This is a genomic window from Bacillus sp. FSL R5-0820 (genome assembly GCF_038593385.1).
Taxonomy (GTDB): Bacteria; Bacillota; Bacilli; order Bacillales; family Bacillaceae; genus Bacillus; species Bacillus altitudinis.
This window is the reverse complement of the sequence record NZ_CP151991.1, coordinates 2,010,020-2,023,421: the sequence shown is the minus strand read 5'-3', so window position 1 is coordinate 2,023,421 and position 13,402 is coordinate 2,010,020. Positions and strand designations below refer to the sequence as shown.

Here is a 13,402-nt window from a genome sequence, read left to right as displayed (position 1 = left end):
AGTGTGTTTCACTATGAGTGGAACGAGGAATTGAGGTGTCCATTTTATGACCGATCAAAGGTTTGTTGTCGTTGATATTGAAACCACCGGGAATTCACCAAAAAAAGGTGATAAAATCATTCAAATTGCTGCGGTGGTCATTGAAAATGGACAAATTGTCGAACGGTATTCAAAATATGTGAACCCAGGGAAAACGATTCCTGGATTTATTGAACAGCTGACAGGTATTAAACAGCACATGGTTGATGACGCGGTGTTTTTTGAGGACATTGCCCAAGAGGTGTATGATCTCATACAGGGCGCTTATTTTGTTGCGCACAATGTTCATTTTGATTTGAACTTTTTAAACGATGAACTAAAAGCATGCGGGAAAAATGAGCTGGATGTGCTAGCGATTGATACGGTTGAAATTTCTAGAATTCTTTATCCTGAGCTTGAAGGTTATAAGTTAACTGAATTAAGCGAAGAGCTCATGCTTCCACATGACCACCCGCACAGGGCGGATAGTGATGCGGAAGTTACTGCCATGTTATTTTTAACCTTATTACATCAATTAAGGAATACACCGCCAAATGTGTTAAAACAGCTGCGCAGATTATCCTCGTATCTTCTAAGTGATATAGGACTTTTAATTAAGCAGCTTGAAACCAATCACACGAGTCAGGATGATTCGCTTGTAGAAGTAGGATCTTTTGCTGTGAAAGATGTGACCAATCCTATCACTGAATCGACATATGCAGTAGGCGCTGACGACGAGCAGCTGTTTGAGGAGATAAAAGAGAGGCTTCCTCAAACATTAGAAGGCTATGAAGTAAGAGAAGGCCAGCTCACGATGATGAACAAAGTAAGAGATGCGTTCCATGAAAGAGCCTATGCGTTAATTGAAGCGGCGCCAGGAATCGGGAAAACACTCGCTTATCTTATACCAGCTGCTTTAGAAGCAAAGAAATCAGGAAAACCTGTCATTATCAGTACATATTCTATTTTACTGCAGCAGCAAATGCTTCAGCGCGATGTTCCGCTACTCAAGCAATTGCTCCCATTTGAGCCAGCCGCCTGTGTGTTTAAAGGGCGGGCACATTATATTTGTTTAGATAAGTTTGAGCATGTCCTGCATGAGGAAGATGATAACTATGATGTTGTCTTAACAAAAGCGCAAATTTTAATGTGGCTCCTTGTCACTGAAACAGGTGATTTGTCTGAACTGAATTTACCGTCAGGAGCTGCAAATATAAAAGACCGTATCTCCTGTGTACACATGCCATTTACATCGAAAAAACGCCGTTTTAAAGAACATTGTTTTTATGAACGGGCTAAACGAAAGGCTCAAACCGCTGACTTAATTTTGACGAATCACCGTCTGCTTTTATCCCAAACAGAAGGAGCCTCTATCTTTCAGGATGCAGACGTCTATGTGATTGATGAGGCCCACCAATTTGAAAAAACAGCCAATGAAACGCTAGGTGACAGTGCGTCTTATATCCAGCTTCATGCGAAATTAACGCAGCTTGGCTCTTTGCAAGGCGGGCTGCTTAAGAAATTGAAAAAGAGATTTCATGGGGCAGGTTTATCAACTGACACCTTTATTGAAATGGACGAGTATCTTCAGCAGCTTCAGATGGAAAGTGACGCATTTTTTAGTACCGTTCATTCTTTTGTCAAAAGGACAAAACCAAAAGCGGACATCAATCGTCTCATTCATAGAGTCCGTCATCATTCAAAACATGCTCAGTGGGTCCGAATTAAAGAATCAGCGAGTAAGCTTTGTTCGTTATTGATTGCTTGTGAGAAACTGTATGAGCAGCAAAAAAATGAGCTGCTTCACAAAAGTGATCAGTTCATAGAACACTTTGCATTTGAAGCAGAAGAATACGATCAAGTGATGTCGTTTATGCAGACATTCTGCAGTACGCTGTACCGGTTTATCTTTGAACCAAACAATGATGAAACCGTTTGGATTGAGATTGATGCAAAGGGTGCCAAGAATGCTGTCTTTATGCACGCGCAGCCGCTAGATACAGGGGAGCTGCTAGCTGATCGGTTTTTTATGAACAAAAAAAGCGTTGTCCTCACATCAGGGACGCTTACCATCAATCAACGCTTTGATTATTGCTTGGAACGATTTGGCCTGCAAGATTTTTACCCGCACCTTGTCCAAATTGATTCACCTTTTGAACTTGAAAAACAGCTTAAGGTCGTTGTACCGGCTGACATGCCGCCGATCACAAACCGTGATGAACGCGAATATGTGAAGCAAGCTGCAACATATATTAAGATCATGGAAAAGCAGGATCAAGCGAAAATATTGGTGTTATTTAATTCACATGAGATGTTAAAAGCAGTGTATGAAGAGCTGAAATCAGAAGGTATGCAATCGGCATTGTTTGCTCAAGGTTTGACAGGCGGGAGCCCTGTAAAATTGACAAAAATGTTCAAATTGGCGAAGCAAGCCATCTTGCTAGGAACAGGGAGTTTCTGGGAAGGTGTGGATTTTCCTGGCTCAGAGTTAACGACCGTCATTATGGCAAGGCTTCCTTTCCGACCGCCTGATTCACCGCTCATTGAAGCAAAATGTGAAGCCGCAAAAAAACAGGGGAAGAATCCCTTTAAAGCCGTCGCTCTCCCGGAAGCTGTGTTAACTTTTAAGCAAGGAGCCGGCCGCTTGCTGCGCTCGGAAAAAGACATCGGAACATTGCTGATTTTAGACCGCCGAGTGAAAACCGCTTCGTATGGAAAACTATTTTTAGAATCACTTCATCATGCGCCAGTTCACGAGATGTCCAGAGAGTCGCTTGAGGCGTATATAGAAAAGCTTAACAACGAAAAGCCGCTGTCATAAGCGGCCTTTCACTGGTGTGGGTTTGGAGTTAATTTATCGTAACGGCTTTTTATGTTCCGTTGTAAAAATAGTATCGGTTCTCACATTGAAAAGTATGACTAACAATATTTACGTACCGAGGAGGAATTAGAAGTGGAAAGTAAAATAGAGGTACTTTCAACTGTTCAAATTAAGCATTCAGAAGACCTATACAAAATCGTCGATTTACTGAACAGAACGCTTAAAAGGGAAGATCTTATGTTTGGATTAGCATTAGATCAAGAAGATCAAAATCAAGCGATATTTACCATATATCGCACATAGGGGAAGCTTGACATGAAAAAAATAGTTTGGATTATTTCATCCGTTGCTGCGCTCGTTTTACTCATTGGCATCATTAGCTTTTCGTGGATTTATCAAATGGCCATGGGTCAAAAAGAAGAAGGTCATGAGGCAGCGATTGAACGAGCAAAAAAGCAAGCATCATTAGCACAAGTAGAGCAAGTGGATACCTTTGTTGGGAAAGAAAAGCAATTTATTGTGGAAGGTAAAAACAAACAAAACGAAGCGATCTATGTGTGGGTACCTGCCAGCAAAAAAGAAAAAGTCATTGCCAAAAAAGCAAAAGAAGGCATTACTTCAAACCAAGCAGTACAAGCCGTTCAAAAGGAGAACACCATTTCTAAGCTAAAAAATGTTCAATTAGCACGAGAAGGTGACGTCCTCCTTTGGGAAGTAACGTACTTAAATGAGAACAACCAATATAGTTTCAGCTATGTTGATTTTACGACAGGACGAGTGGAAAAAAATTTAACACCGTAGTTTCTTCTGTCTTGCGTTGACCATGCTGATTTAGAACGGTTATAATAAAATGTATGAAAAAAGAATCACACCTATTTAACAAGGTGAGTTTCTTTCTGGCTTTGGAGGGAAATATGTTGAAAACAACTATTAATCAAGTGTTTAAACACGTCGATGAAGAAGTAACAATCGGCGCATGGATTGCCAATAAACGTTCAAGCGGGAAAATTGCATTCTTGCAGCTTCGCGACGGGACAGGCTTTATTCAAGGAGTCGTTGTAAAAGCAGAGGTGGAAGAGGAAGTCTTTAAGCTTGCGAAATCAGTGACACAAGAGACTTCGGTCTATGTCACAGGACAAGTAACAAAAGACGAACGTTCACCACTTGGTTTTGAATTACAAGTGAAATCCATTGAAGTGATTCACGAAGCAACAGATTACCCAATTACACCAAAAGAACATGGAACAGAATTCTTAATGGATCACCGTCATTTATGGCTGCGTTCTAAAAAACAGCATGCCATTATGAAAATCCGTAATGAAATTATTCGTGCTACATATGAGTTTTTCCATCAAGAAGGTTTCGTGAAAGTGGATCCGCCAATCTTAACAGGAAGTGCTCCAGAAGGAACAACAGAGCTGTTTGCTACTAAATATTTTGATGAAGATGCATATCTTTCTCAAAGTGGACAGCTTTACATGGAAGCTGCTGCGATGGCACTCGGAAAAGTATTCTCATTTGGTCCAACATTTAGAGCAGAAAAATCGAAAACAAAACGTCATTTAATCGAGTTCTGGATGATCGAGCCAGAGATGGCATTTGTTGAATTTAATGAGAACCTTGAGTACCAAGAAAATTATGTGTCTCACGTTGTTCAAAGTGTACTTGAAAACTGTAAAGTAGAACTGCACACACTTGGCCGTGATACAGCAAAATTAGAAAACATCAAAGCACCATTCCCGCGCATCACATATGATGAAGCGATTAAATTCTTGCAGGATAAAGGATTTGATGATATCGAATGGGGAGATGATTTCGGTGCGCCACATGAAACAGCGATCGCCGAAAGCTATGATAAACCAGTCTTTATCACTCATTACCCAACCTCATTAAAACCATTTTATATGCAGCCTGCACCAGACCGTGATGATGTCGTCCTTTGTGCAGATTTAATTGCGCCAGAAGGCTATGGCGAGATTATCGGCGGTTCTGAACGTGTTCATGATTTAGATCTGCTTGAAGCAAGACTAAAAGAACATGGGCTAGATCAAGAAACGTACAAATGGTACACAGAATTAAGACAGTATGGTTCTGTACCACATTCAGGTTTTGGTCTTGGACTTGAACGAACAGTTGCTTGGATTAGCGGAGCGCCGCATGTGCGTGAAACAATTCCATTCCCAAGATTATTAAACCGTTTATATCCTTAAGACGTGAAAGCCTCCAACATATGGAGGCTTTTTCAAACGTCTTAAGGACAGCACGTATGAGAAAACGTGATATACTGAAAGTGAAGAGGTGTATCCGATGAAAAGGCAGCAATTTATAGATATGCAGAAAATGGGTTCGACCAGTTTGCCTAATTTGCTGATTGCCCATTATGAGCAATTAGGACTGAATGAATCGCAAATGATGGTCATGTTAAAGATTAAAATGAATGAAGAACAAGGCGTCTTTTTTCAGACATTTGAAGAGCTTTCACATGGTATGACCATTTCGGCCGAAGAATGTGCTTATATGGTGCAGTATTTGATTCAAAAAGGGTTTATTTCGATCCAGCCGTTTGAAGACAGGTCTGGTATTCAGCATGACCGGTACTCGGTAGAACCCTTATGGGGTGTGCTGTATGACTTTTTAGAAGCAAAACAGGCGAAAGACGTACAAAAGAATCATGTGCAGGCTGAAAAGTCTTTATATGCGCTATTTGAAGATGAGTTTGGCAGACCACTTTCTCCTCTTGAAGGGGAAACACTCTCGATCTGGATGGACCAAGACCATCATGATGCTGAGATGATTCGTCTTGCTCTAAGAGAAGCCGTTTTATCCGGAAAATTAAATTTTCGCTATATCGATCGAATATTGTTTGAGTGGAAAAAGAAAGGGCTGAAAACAGCGGAAGAAGCGAAAGAGCATAGCCAGCATTTCCGTTCGCAGCAAAAAGCCCCACCTTCAAAAGAAGAAACATCTTCATATAAACGACAAGTTCCTTTTTATAATTGGCTGGAACAATAACCAATAAAGGAGAAGGCATGTTATCAAAAAAACAAATCAATGAATGTTTAGATATTATAGGAGATATGTTTCCAGAGGCTGAGTGTGAGCTTGTTCATTCCAATCCATTTGAACTAGTGATTGCTGTCGCACTTTCAGCGCAATGTACAGATGTTCTAGTGAACAAAGTGACCAAACATCTATTTCAAAAATATAAAACACCAGAAGACTATTTAAGTGTGCCGCTTGAAGAGTTGCAGCAGGATATTCGTTCAATCGGTCTTTATCGTAATAAGGCAAAAAACATTCAAAAATTAAGCCAAATGCTGATTGAAGATTATGGCGGTGAAGTGCCAAGAGATCGAGATGAGCTAATCAAGCTCCCAGGGGTTGGACGGAAAACAGCAAATGTCGTTGTATCTGTCGCTTTTGGAATTCCCGCCATTGCAGTAGATACACATGTCGAGCGTGTCAGCAAACGACTTGGGATTTGCCGCTGGAAGGATTCTGTTCTTGAGGTAGAGCAAACCTTAATGAAGAAGGTGCCAAAAGATGATTGGTCCGTGACCCATCATCGTCTCATCTTTTTCGGCAGATATCACTGTAAGGCGCAGCGGCCGCAGTGTGAATCTTGTCCACTTCTTGATATGTGCAGAGAAGGGCAGAAGAGGCTAAAAAAAGGGCTGGTGAAGCTGGCATGAGCGGAGCAGCTGTTTTCACCTCATATGTCGAAAAGCTAAAAGAGAAAAAGGTAGAGATAAGCGGCGAAAAAAAGGATATATTAAGAATCAATCCACTCGCATTTGATCTATCTTCAGAACCTTTACTAGATGAGCAACCGTGGCAGAAAACGGAAGAATTTATTCCTTTGATGTTTGAACTGTGGAATGAATTAAAAGACAACATGCTTCCTCGCTTTCAAACGAGAAAATCTCGGTGTGAAGAGGATGATATGCTGCAAGGCATTGTCAGTATGATTGCAATGTTTTACTGGATCAAAGGAGAGAAGCTTCAAACCTTTGATTGGGAGCAAATTAAACAACAGACGTTTCCAGTAGCCCCCATTAACTGGACAGAACGATTAGAGTTTATTTTGCTTAAACCTACTCAATATCATTGCTTTATTCAATTGGACGAGTTATACACAGAACTCAAAAAGCAGTATGGAAAATACGAAGCACTCAGAAAGTTAAAACAAAATCGTTAAAAAAGCACTTGCCACATAGGGCAAGTGCTTTTTTGTTATTCGTCTTCTTTGCGAGAAGTAGAATTTGACTGAGTATTTGAGCTTTGAGAATTGGCTTTCTCGTCGTCTTTCTTTTTATCTTTATTGCCATCGCTCTGTGAGTTGCTGTTTCCATTTGTACTGTCTGAGCCATCACCATTTTCGGTATTTCCGCCTTGATCTTTTTTATCATCAGGCTTCTGCTCATCAGTGCCGCCTTGGTTTTGATTATCATCTGTTTGATCTGTTTGCTCATCATCAGGTTGCTGTGGCTCTTCTTCTTCTTTGTTCTCATCATCTGCTTTTTCTTCCTCTTCTTCGTCATCTTTAATGGTGAGGAAGGTAGAAGCAGCTTTACTTGTGACATCGTCTACAGTCGCTGTCACTTGGAATTTATAGGTGGATCCTGGCTTCACATCAGAGATGACGGCTTCTTTAGAAGAGCTGTTTTGAATGTCTTTATAGCCGCCATCATCGACCGCTTGCTTTACATTAAATGTTGCATCTGCATCGTCATCATAACCCCAAGTGAGTGTAATCGATTTTTTCTCTTCATCATACACCGCTTTTAAGTCAGATGGTTTGTCAGCTTCTTTCTTTTCATATGTGTCAGAAACTTTTGTTGGGACAGTTCCTTTGACGAAGTATTCCGTTGTCTTCTTATCACTTGGTGTGTTTGGTCCAGCTAACTTCGCTGGATCTGATCCTTTTTCAACCGTTGCTTCAACGACACTGTCTGGCTTTTCAAATGAGCCGCTTCCATCATCAATTTGAGAAATTAATTTCTGGAAGACCACTTTGGCAACACGTTGTTCATAATCCGTGAGCCACATTTTGCCGTCCGCATCTTTTGAGTTGCCAATTCCGGTCCACACAGCTGCTGTGTATTGCGGCGTGTAACCGACAAACCAAGAATCTTTCGCCCCGCCAGAAGGGATGTTGTATTTATTAATATCATCTTGTGTAAAGTTGGTTGTACCTGTTTTACCAGCTACTTGAACATTCGGTACTTGTGCGAGTGTACCTGTTCCAGATTGTACAGCAGTTTTCAGCATATCTGTGATCATAAATGCAGTGTAATCACTCATGGCTGCTTTAGAGTCTGGAGTTAAGTCAAGCTTCGTCCCGTCATTAAATTCAACAGATGTTACGGCATGCGGTTCATTATAGTATCCGTTGTTACCGAATGCACTAAATGCACCAGCCATTTTAAGTGAAGAGACACCTTCGTCAAATCCGCCGATTGAGTAAGACTCAGGAATGTCAGAAGGTAAATCCAGACCTAAGTTATTGGCGAATTGAACAGCATTATCTGTACCAGCTTCTTGGAAAGCTTTTAAAGCAGGGATGTTTCGTGATTGTGCCAAAGCACTTCTCATCGACATTTTCCCTAAGTGTCTTCTGTCAAAGTTGTTAATTGGTGTACCGTTAGAGTACGTATAAGGCGCATCATCAATTTGCTGATATGTTGACCATTTTTTGTTTTCAATTACAGGGCCGTAATCTAAAATTGGTTTGATTGTAGATCCCGGCTGGCGTTTTGCATCAGTGGCATAGTTAAAGCCGCCGGCTGGTACATCACGTCCACCGCCAATGGCACGAATTTCACCATTTTTTGTATCTAGCAGGGTGACTCCAGCTTGCATACCTTTCGTAAATCCGGCTGAATCCCCATTGATAATGTCATCCAGATGATCCTGTGCTTTTCGATCAAGAGAAGTATAGATTTTTAATCCATCTGTTGATACATCTACTTTGGCTTTTTTCTGTACTTCTTCCATGACTTCTTCAATATAAGCAGAGTACTTACTTGAGTTTTGACTCTTATATTTATCAGCTGAAACAACGGTTTTGCTGACAGGTGTTGCTTTTGCTTCCTCATACTCTTTTTCTGAAATATAGCCTTGTTTTTTCATTAGGCCTAAAACGATATTACGGCGTTTTTCCGCTGCCTCTGGATGTTTCACAGGGTTATAGGCAGAAGGACTTTGCGGCATACCCGCAAGTGTAGCAGCCTGTGCTACAGTTAGTTTATTTAAATCTGTCACTCCGAAAAATTGTTCAGCCGCTTTCCCAACCCCATAAGCATAAGGAGAGAAGAAAATACGGTTTAAATACATTTCTAAAATTTCATCTTTAGAGTATTTTTGCTCAAGCTGAATCGAGAGCCACACTTCCTGAACTTTACGTTTTAACGTCTTTTGATTGTTAAGCAGGGAGTTCTTCACAACCTGCTGTGTAATCGTACTTCCACCTTCTGCTCCAAAACCGTCCTCGACGTTTGCGACAAGAGCACCGCCAATACGGATAGGATCAATCCCGTGGTGTTTATAAAAACGTGCATCCTCAGTTGCAATAAACGCATCTTTTACCACGTCGGGTATATCTTTAATTGAGACATACGTTCTTTTTTCCGCCCCGACTTCTGCAAAGATTTTTTTGTCTTTATCATAAAGTTTTGAAGAATACGGCGTTTTTAGCTTGCTATCATCAATAGAAGGAGCGCTTGATGCAAAAACGGCAAAAGTTGTGATTCCGGCTACTAAACAAAGAAGACCGATCACGAGTAAAGATAAAAATATTTTTTTAAATAGACCTGCTTTCTTTTTGCCTTTTTTGTTCTTTTGCTTCTTATTGTTTTCTTGACTTGCTTTACGTCGCTGTTCACGACTTGTAAATTGATCAGACATCACATCTCAACCTTTCGTGTTAAACCTTTTTCGAACGTAAATGATGCTTGCTTTCATCCGAAAAATGAAGTGTCTCCACTACTTTAATATAATCAATTCTTGGCGAATATCCAAGTGTCATGAGGTGGCCTGCTTCCATTAATTCATCTTTGCTAATGGATTTACGGCCGTTTTGCTGCTGCCGCTCCCAAAAGAAGAAGAGGTCAGAAGCGGACAAATAATAAACGGAACCAAATGCGGATATAATAACAAAACAAATACCGCCTTGCTTTTCAACCTGTTTCATATGCTCAATTTGATGGTTGTGGAAATTTTTGAGCGGAAACGAGGTGGTGCTTTTGGTTTCCTTTGCTTCAAAATCGATATAGCGCCCTTTGTATACCCCGTTGTAGTCTGTTGTGGAGGATTGTTTAAAATAGGCTTCTTTAATGACAGCAGCGCTTCTTTTTGGATAATCCACATTGACAATTTGAACAGGGGTAGGCTTTTTATGAATGACTGCGATCCCGTTGACCAAATAGTACTGGTTCGTTTCATTTAAGTCAGCTTCAAGCGTCATCCCGCGGTTACTATAAGATGATTCGCCGCTGATTCTTTTTTTTGTCCCAATTTGTTGAATGGGCTGATACGATTTTCCGTTAGGATACCGAATCATCAAGTTTCAGCCTCCTTTTAATGCATTTTGTATTGGAGAGATCACCATGTTGTCACAACAAGAGCACATGATTACCCAGCATATTTTACATGAAACGAAAGCGAAAAATAAGGACAACCTGACAAGGACAAATGCGTACAAGCGCTTTTATGACCGTCATCCAGAGATGAAATGGTCTCTGCTTGCTTCTTTTGTCTCGAGAAATGCTGGATGGTCCATGACAGATTTAAAAGGCGAGCTCTTCCATCCGGGTTTAACGGATCAGCAAGGGCATCTGTTCTTTACAGCATATGAAAGAGCGAATTGGCTGATCTTTTCAGATGCTTACCCGCAGCTTCTCTTGTATGAATGGTCAAAAAGGTGCCGCAAACCTTTATTTCATCTGCTGCCCCATTTCGGTGTGTCTCGTTTTATGAGCGCTGAGTGGGAACGATTTTGGCAAAAGCGTGACAGAGAGCGATTGCTGCATGCACTCATCATAAATGAACAATATACTATACAATCTCCTATTATACAAAATCCTCTACTGAAAAAGAATGTTTTTCACTCGATTCAATATCTTTTCAGCGAGTGGGCACATTTTCAAACCGTCGTTTTTCCGACAGTAGACGGGCATTTGTACGGCTTAACCATACGAAAGTTTTCCCAAGTAAAAGAGCGCATTACGTTAGGGAAAAAACTAGCAAAACTATTGTTTCGAGCCGATTTGTTTTCGGATTTTTATCACTTTTTGCATACCGTGCCGCATACGGGATCTCGATTTGATTTTGAACCGTTTTTAGGAATTGCGCGAAGGTCAAGCCCTTTCCTCAGAACAGTGTATCCAGTCATGACACATTCATTAGACGATCAAAGGGAAGATTGGTTTCAAAAGAAATTGAGTCCATCCTTGTTTGAAGCAGAGCGTTTACCAAAACAAATTGAGCTGACCGACTGGTATTTTCATAAAAAAAGGCAGCTTCGTTTTCTTTTCTCATTAGAACACTATTTTTTGCATAAATAAAAAGCAGGGGGTACCTGCTTTTTTTACGTGGATGGACGGTTAGGGCCGCCGAGCTTTTTATCAAGCTGATCTGTACTATTTTCTTTCCCTTTTGTTTTTTGCTCTTTTGGTGCTTGCTGCTTTTTCATGACATCTACCTCCTTTGTCCTTAGAATTTACACAATCGGACGCGATCATACAAAGAAGGACAAGCACGTGTCGAAATGGAAGAAATTGCGCTTATCTTCACTTAGATTGGCGATTTAGTTCTAGTTTTGTCATGTATGAAGGAGGGAGTAAAAGAAAAGAGAATGTAACGAGAGATGATAAAGGAGGAATCTGATGATGAGCGAATTTGTATCAAAAGAATCCATTATGCAATTGTTAGAGGAAATTGAGCGAAAGATTGATGAGGTGGAAGAAGAACTGTCTTTAGCTGTCAAAAAAACAAAAAACGCTGCCGTAGAGGAGCAAGAACAAATCATTGACCGTCTTGAATCTGAAGTGAAGGAATGTGAATTGAAAATTCATGCAGCAGAGTATAAGCTGCAGGCAAGACCCGCATATCACGCCGGATAGCTTTTCTATTTGAGCAATAAGTAAACGTTTGATAGGATGGTTCATAGAGGTGAACACTTTGGATAATCAAACATTACTGAAACATACACAAGACTTGATCACGTGGATCGAAAAAGCATACGAGCAGTACCTAAAGGGAAAGGCAGAAGAGGAATACCCAGATTATGATTTTTACAACGATATTCAGCCGGCCGTTGTCAAATTTGATCAGCAAATGGAAGAGTGGCTTACTGCTGCTACCTCATTTATTCATCAGGCCAAACCTAGATACTTACATCAAGAACAGCTTGAAGCCGTCCAAGAAAATGGAAAAGAGGTTGTGCTGCAATCTTATTTTGGCAAACAGCATGCACCTCGTGTGAAAAATTTAGTTGAGTCAGTGATTTATACACTGAACCTTTTAATAGAAGAAATCAACAAACGCAGCTGATGAAACAGCCTGCGTTTTTCTTATGGCTGCTGTAGGCACATCTTCTGCTTCCTGAACATAATATATCATTGACTTCAATATGTTTTCAGAGCGAGAGGAGCGAGATACATGTTCCCTTATTCAAACCAGCCATCTTATGAAATGAATCAATTTCAGCAACGGCCTTTTCCGTATCCAGATATGCAGCAGCCTCCGCAGCCTCCAGAATATTTCATGCCCCCATATCAAGGTGAAATGAACCAGCCGCCGTCTGCAGGCTATCAGCCGCCTTTTGGATATCAGGAAAACTTCCAGCCTTATCAGCCGCAAATGCAGCCGCCGGGCATGATGCCTATGCAGCAGCCTATGAATCCTTATCCTTTGCCAAGGCCGCAAAAACAGCAATCATCTCAATTTAAAAGTGTGCTGTCACAATTTAAAAAAACGAATGGGCAATACGATTTTAATAAAATGTTTGATACTGCTGGACAAATGATGAGTACAATGAATCAAGTGGGCTCATTGGCGAAAGGATTTACTAGTATTTTTAAAGCATAGCAAAACCCAATAGATATACATCTATTGGGTTGTTTGTTTTGGCGCAGTCACACGAAGTGATTGATCTTTCCAAACGCTCTTCATATTGGTTTCATCTATTTTTGCCGGCATTAAAATGGTTTTGGTAAAGCTCGAATAGGAGGAAGTCGTGTCTGTTTTGATTTTTTCCTGTACCGATAAGTGTAAATATTGCGCTTTCACTTCTAGTGCGATATCACCTTCGACAAAATGGTCTGGAAATCGAATCTCAATGTATACATATTGATCATCTTCTGTCACATCGGTTGTAATGGATGCAAGTGAATGGCTCGTGGTCATCAGCGCCTCTGCACTATTTAAAATGTCGTGAAACGGCGATGATGCAAAAAATTGTTCAATCGCTTCATATAAAATGTCTTCATTTGCTAACAACTCGTGTTTCTTTTCACTTTCATGTTTCATTTGAATCACCTCTCATCTACAGCCTATGCAAAA

15 protein-coding genes are annotated in these 13,402 nt (G+C 40.6%); 11 read left to right on the top strand and 4 right to left on the bottom strand.

Translation table 11 applies throughout. The features are described from left to right. Nucleotides 1-46: 46 nt before the first annotated feature. The 7 genes from dinG (at nucleotide 47) to NST15_RS10230 (ending at nucleotide 7,037) form a co-directional block, all read left to right on the top strand. Nucleotides 47-2,839 (top strand): ATP-dependent DNA helicase DinG, encoded by a 2,793-nt coding sequence (dinG, locus tag NST15_RS10260; protein WP_342498524.1) that lies wholly within the window; start codon nucleotides 47-49, stop codon nucleotides 2,837-2,839. Between the two features lie 132 nt (nucleotides 2,840-2,971). Further along, entirely contained in the window at nucleotides 2,972-3,142 is a 171-nt protein-coding gene (locus NST15_RS10255; RefSeq protein ID WP_008344594.1) for a YpmA family protein, read from the top strand. Nucleotides 3,143-3,154: 12 nt separating this feature from the next. Continuing rightward, nucleotides 3,155-3,640: a cell wall elongation/penicillin-binding protein regulator TseB gene (gene tseB, locus NST15_RS10250; RefSeq protein WP_007500889.1), complete on the top strand. Its 486-nt coding sequence runs from the start codon at nucleotides 3,155-3,157 to the stop codon at nucleotides 3,638-3,640. A gap of 116 nt (nucleotides 3,641-3,756) precedes the next feature. After that, the gene (gene asnS / locus NST15_RS10245; protein WP_024718525.1) at nucleotides 3,757-5,049 is read left to right on the top strand and encodes an asparagine--tRNA ligase; all 1,293 of its coding nucleotides are present in this window, start codon (nucleotides 3,757-3,759) and stop codon (nucleotides 5,047-5,049) included. Nucleotides 5,050-5,146: 97 nt separating this feature from the next. After that, nucleotides 5,147-5,851 (top strand): DnaD domain-containing protein, encoded by a 705-nt coding sequence (locus tag NST15_RS10240; RefSeq protein ID WP_008344601.1) that lies wholly within the window; start codon nucleotides 5,147-5,149, stop codon nucleotides 5,849-5,851. 17 nt (nucleotides 5,852-5,868) lie between these two features. Next, nucleotides 5,869-6,531, top strand: a complete 663-nt coding sequence (gene nth / locus NST15_RS10235; RefSeq protein ID WP_249855689.1) for an endonuclease III — start codon at nucleotides 5,869-5,871, stop codon at nucleotides 6,529-6,531. Continuing rightward, complete coding sequence (locus NST15_RS10230; protein WP_249668882.1) at nucleotides 6,528-7,037, top strand: YpoC family protein; 510 nt, start codon at nucleotides 6,528-6,530, stop codon at nucleotides 7,035-7,037. The genes nth and NST15_RS10230 overlap by 4 nt, the downstream gene beginning before the upstream one ends. Nucleotides 7,038-7,072: 35 nt before the next feature. Here NST15_RS10230 and NST15_RS10225 read toward each other — a convergent pair whose 3' ends face one another. Together NST15_RS10225 and recU are read right to left on the bottom strand one after the other, a co-directional pair. Then, entirely contained in the window at nucleotides 7,073-9,745 is a 2,673-nt protein-coding gene (locus tag NST15_RS10225; protein WP_342498523.1) for a PBP1A family penicillin-binding protein, read from the bottom strand. 19 nt (nucleotides 9,746-9,764) lie between these two features. Further along, entirely contained in the window at nucleotides 9,765-10,400 is a 636-nt protein-coding gene (gene recU, locus NST15_RS10220) for a Holliday junction resolvase RecU (protein WP_019744016.1), read from the bottom strand. Between the two features lie 46 nt (nucleotides 10,401-10,446). Between recU and NST15_RS10215 the strand changes: the two genes are divergently transcribed. Beyond that, nucleotides 10,447-11,403, top strand: a complete 957-nt coding sequence (locus NST15_RS10215) for a DUF2515 domain-containing protein (RefSeq protein WP_050827322.1) — start codon at nucleotides 10,447-10,449, stop codon at nucleotides 11,401-11,403. 23 nt (nucleotides 11,404-11,426) lie between these two features. Here NST15_RS10215 and sspM read toward each other — a convergent pair whose 3' ends face one another. After that, on the bottom strand, nucleotides 11,427-11,531 hold the full coding sequence (gene sspM / locus NST15_RS10210) for an acid-soluble spore protein SspM (RefSeq protein WP_017359731.1): 105 nt from the start codon (nucleotides 11,529-11,531) through the stop codon (nucleotides 11,427-11,429). 196 nt (nucleotides 11,532-11,727) lie between these two features. On the opposite strand from sspM, the gene NST15_RS10205 reads away from it, so the two are divergent. The 3 genes from NST15_RS10205 (at nucleotide 11,728) to NST15_RS10195 (ending at nucleotide 12,928) form a co-directional block, all read left to right on the top strand. Continuing rightward, entirely contained in the window at nucleotides 11,728-11,961 is a 234-nt protein-coding gene (locus NST15_RS10205; RefSeq protein WP_224563687.1) for a DUF5446 family protein, read from the top strand. A 49-nt stretch (nucleotides 11,962-12,010) separates the two neighbouring features. After that, on the top strand, nucleotides 12,011-12,391 hold the full coding sequence (locus NST15_RS10200; RefSeq protein WP_234823399.1) for a YppE family protein: 381 nt from the start codon (nucleotides 12,011-12,013) through the stop codon (nucleotides 12,389-12,391). A 108-nt stretch (nucleotides 12,392-12,499) separates the two neighbouring features. Then, nucleotides 12,500-12,928, top strand: coding sequence for a YppG family protein (locus tag NST15_RS10195; protein WP_041507038.1), 429 nt, complete (start codon nucleotides 12,500-12,502; stop codon nucleotides 12,926-12,928). 21 nt (nucleotides 12,929-12,949) lie between these two features. Here NST15_RS10195 and NST15_RS10190 read toward each other — a convergent pair whose 3' ends face one another. Next, complete coding sequence (locus NST15_RS10190; protein WP_007500867.1) at nucleotides 12,950-13,369, bottom strand: Hsp20/alpha crystallin family protein; 420 nt, start codon at nucleotides 13,367-13,369, stop codon at nucleotides 12,950-12,952. Nucleotides 13,370-13,402: the final 33 nt, after the last annotated feature.

What these genes read in the sequence shown, in the direction of transcription:
- dinG (WP_342498524.1), top strand. Translation starts at nt 47, where the DNA reads ATGACCGATCAAAGGTTTGTTGTCGTTGATATTGAAACCACCGGGAAT.
- tseB (WP_007500889.1), top strand. Translation starts at nt 3,155, where the DNA reads ATGAAAAAAATAGTTTGGATTATTTCATCCGTTGCTGCGCTCGTTTTA.
- NST15_RS10240 (WP_008344601.1), top strand. Translation starts at nt 5,147, where the DNA reads ATGAAAAGGCAGCAATTTATAGATATGCAGAAAATGGGTTCGACCAGT.
- nth (WP_249855689.1), top strand. Translation starts at nt 5,869, where the DNA reads ATGTTATCAAAAAAACAAATCAATGAATGTTTAGATATTATAGGAGAT.
- NST15_RS10230 (WP_249668882.1), top strand. Translation starts at nt 6,528, where the DNA reads ATGAGCGGAGCAGCTGTTTTCACCTCATATGTCGAAAAGCTAAAAGAG.
- NST15_RS10225 (WP_342498523.1), bottom strand. Translation starts at nt 9,745, where the DNA reads ATGTCTGATCAATTTACAAGTCGTGAACAGCGACGTAAAGCAAGTCAA.
- recU (WP_019744016.1), bottom strand. Translation starts at nt 10,400, where the DNA reads ATGATTCGGTATCCTAACGGAAAATCGTATCAGCCCATTCAACAAATT.
- NST15_RS10215 (WP_050827322.1), top strand. Translation starts at nt 10,447, where the DNA reads ATGTTGTCACAACAAGAGCACATGATTACCCAGCATATTTTACATGAA.
- sspM (WP_017359731.1), bottom strand. Translation starts at nt 11,531, where the DNA reads ATGAAAAAGCAGCAAGCACCAAAAGAGCAAAAAACAAAAGGGAAAGAA.
- NST15_RS10205 (WP_224563687.1), top strand. Translation starts at nt 11,728, where the DNA reads ATGAGCGAATTTGTATCAAAAGAATCCATTATGCAATTGTTAGAGGAA.
- NST15_RS10195 (WP_041507038.1), top strand. Translation starts at nt 12,500, where the DNA reads ATGTTCCCTTATTCAAACCAGCCATCTTATGAAATGAATCAATTTCAG.
- NST15_RS10190 (WP_007500867.1), bottom strand. Translation starts at nt 13,369, where the DNA reads ATGAAACATGAAAGTGAAAAGAAACACGAGTTGTTAGCAAATGAAGAC.